The 1,726-nt window shown below is 45.3% G+C and carries 4 protein-coding genes; 3 read left to right on the top strand and 1 reads right to left on the bottom strand.

The genetic code is table 11. The features are described 5' to 3' along the window. Positions 1–348, bottom strand: a 348-nt coding sequence (locus F6K49_RS46140; RefSeq protein WP_293109121.1) for a succinylglutamate desuccinylase/aspartoacylase family protein, incomplete at its 3' end; no start/stop codon positions are given. Positions 349–709: 361 nt separating this feature from the next. On the opposite strand from F6K49_RS46140, the gene F6K49_RS46135 reads away from it, so the two are divergent. The 3 genes from F6K49_RS46135 to F6K49_RS46125 all read left to right on the top strand — a co-directional run. After that, complete coding sequence (locus F6K49_RS46135) at positions 710–955, top strand: UPF0175 family protein (protein ID WP_293109116.1); 246 nt, start codon at positions 710–712, stop codon at positions 953–955. Between the two features lie 117 nt (positions 956–1,072). Continuing rightward, complete coding sequence (locus tag F6K49_RS46130) at positions 1,073–1,333, top strand: DUF3368 domain-containing protein (RefSeq protein ID WP_293109111.1); 261 nt, start codon at positions 1,073–1,075, stop codon at positions 1,331–1,333. Between the two features lie 116 nt (positions 1,334–1,449). Then, the coding region (locus F6K49_RS46125) for a hypothetical protein (RefSeq protein WP_293109108.1) at positions 1,450–1,726 on the top strand (277 nt) is incomplete at its 3' end.

Raw genomic sequence — 1,726 nt, 5'->3', positions numbered from 1 at the left:
TAAATCATCACACTCTTTTTCATAGTCCCAAAAGATCCGATTCCAGTCTTGACCATCATAAGGATTGAAACCTCCTGTGGCAAAGAAATGACTACGCTGATTAGTGCTAGCTGGATTACAAACAGGAACCAGCCAGATTTCCCCAATCAGCTGAGTGTCATCCAGAGTGCTCAAAAAGTCAATTAACTGGTGAATCACCGCATTACCAACAATTTCACAACCATGGAGATTGCCTTGTAAGTATGCCTTCTTTCCCGGTTGGGAGCCAACGAATTTATAGACTTGGAGGGAAATGCGATCGCCTGAGGTTAGTTGCTGAATTGGAATAGTAGAAATAGTTGGATTCATATAGCAGTTTTAAATTGGGTTAGGTAAAAAGTCCTGGGTTAATGGGAGTAGGGAGTAGGGAGTAGGGAGTAGGGAGTAGGGAGTAGGGAGTAGGGGTAATAAAATTCAATGTACCTCATAACTATGATCAATAATAGGACTTACGCAAATCCCTCAATTTAACGCTACTTGTAGGGTGGGCAAGGTTTTGCCCACCCTACCCATGGAGTCTGTGCGTAAGTCCTTAATAAGTATGATCAACAGTATAGTTGAGCTTAACCCCTATGGTGTTAATGGGGTTAAAGATTTTGTACCATACCCTGGTATCCATCTAGTCAATCGGTAGGTGTTACCATTGAGGCAAAAGTTAGGAGGAGGCACGATGAGCGTTACAATTCCCAACGATATTTTCCAATCCACAGGCATGACAGAAGCCGAGCTAGAGCTGGAGATAGCCGTGATGCTGTATCAAAAGGAAAAACTTACCCTCGGCAATGCTAGTCGTCTTGCTGGCATGAATCAAATTAATTTTCAACAACTCCTTGCCAGTCGCAATATTTGTCTGCATTATGATGTAGAGGATTTTCGAGAAGACCTGCAGACTCTCGAAGAATTAAAGAGCCTGTGAAGATTGTCAGCAATACCTCTCCCATTACCAGTCTGGCTGCTGTAAGACAGTTAGAACTTCTGCAACAACTGTACCGGCACATAGTAATCCCCCAAGCTGTAACCCTTGAATTGACTGGTGCAGGCCCAGCAGTACCGGGAGCTACAGAAGTCAGTTTTGGTACAGGCACTGCGGCAAAAAGTGGATCCTGGTGAAGCCGAAGCGATTGCGCTAGCGATAGAATTACATGCAGATCGCCTAATAATAGATGAACGTAGAGGTAGAAAAATAGCAGCCAGTATGGGCCTCAAGTATATTGGCATTCTCGGCGTTCTTTTGGAAGCAAAAAATAATAATTTTATTACCAATGTTAAGCCCATTATTGTCAAGCGCATATGAAACGCGATCGCTGGTTTCCGAATCAGCCCTCGCCTCTACACGGATATTCTACAAGTGGCGGGAGAGTAACTGGCAACCCGAAACAGATGCGATCGCATCTTAAGCAGCAAAGCTGATTGGCCAAAGGCCTCAGCCGCGCCAAAAGCGATGAAGCGAAGCTTCCGCTAAAAGCGATTGACCTTCGGTCACGCTTCGCGAAAGCTTTCCCTATGCTGAGTTTGTCAACAGACCTCTGTCAGCTTCCATATTTGGCTAGCCAATCCGAGGTCCACATAAACGGAATTCCAGCTGCAACGGCTGCCTCAGCATCTTCGTTGCGATTGACCTTCGGTCACGCTTCGCGATCGCCAACCATCAAAGCTGAAGAGCCGCTCGTTTTAAACTGCAAAATCA

This window comes from Moorena sp. SIO3I6, assembly GCF_010672095.1.
This window is presented reverse-complemented; position numbering and strand designations above follow the sequence as displayed.

Coding starts and splice junctions, on each gene's coding strand:
- F6K49_RS46135 (WP_293109116.1), top strand. CDS start 710: ATGAGCGTTACAATTCCCAACGATATTTTCCAATCCACAGGCATGACA.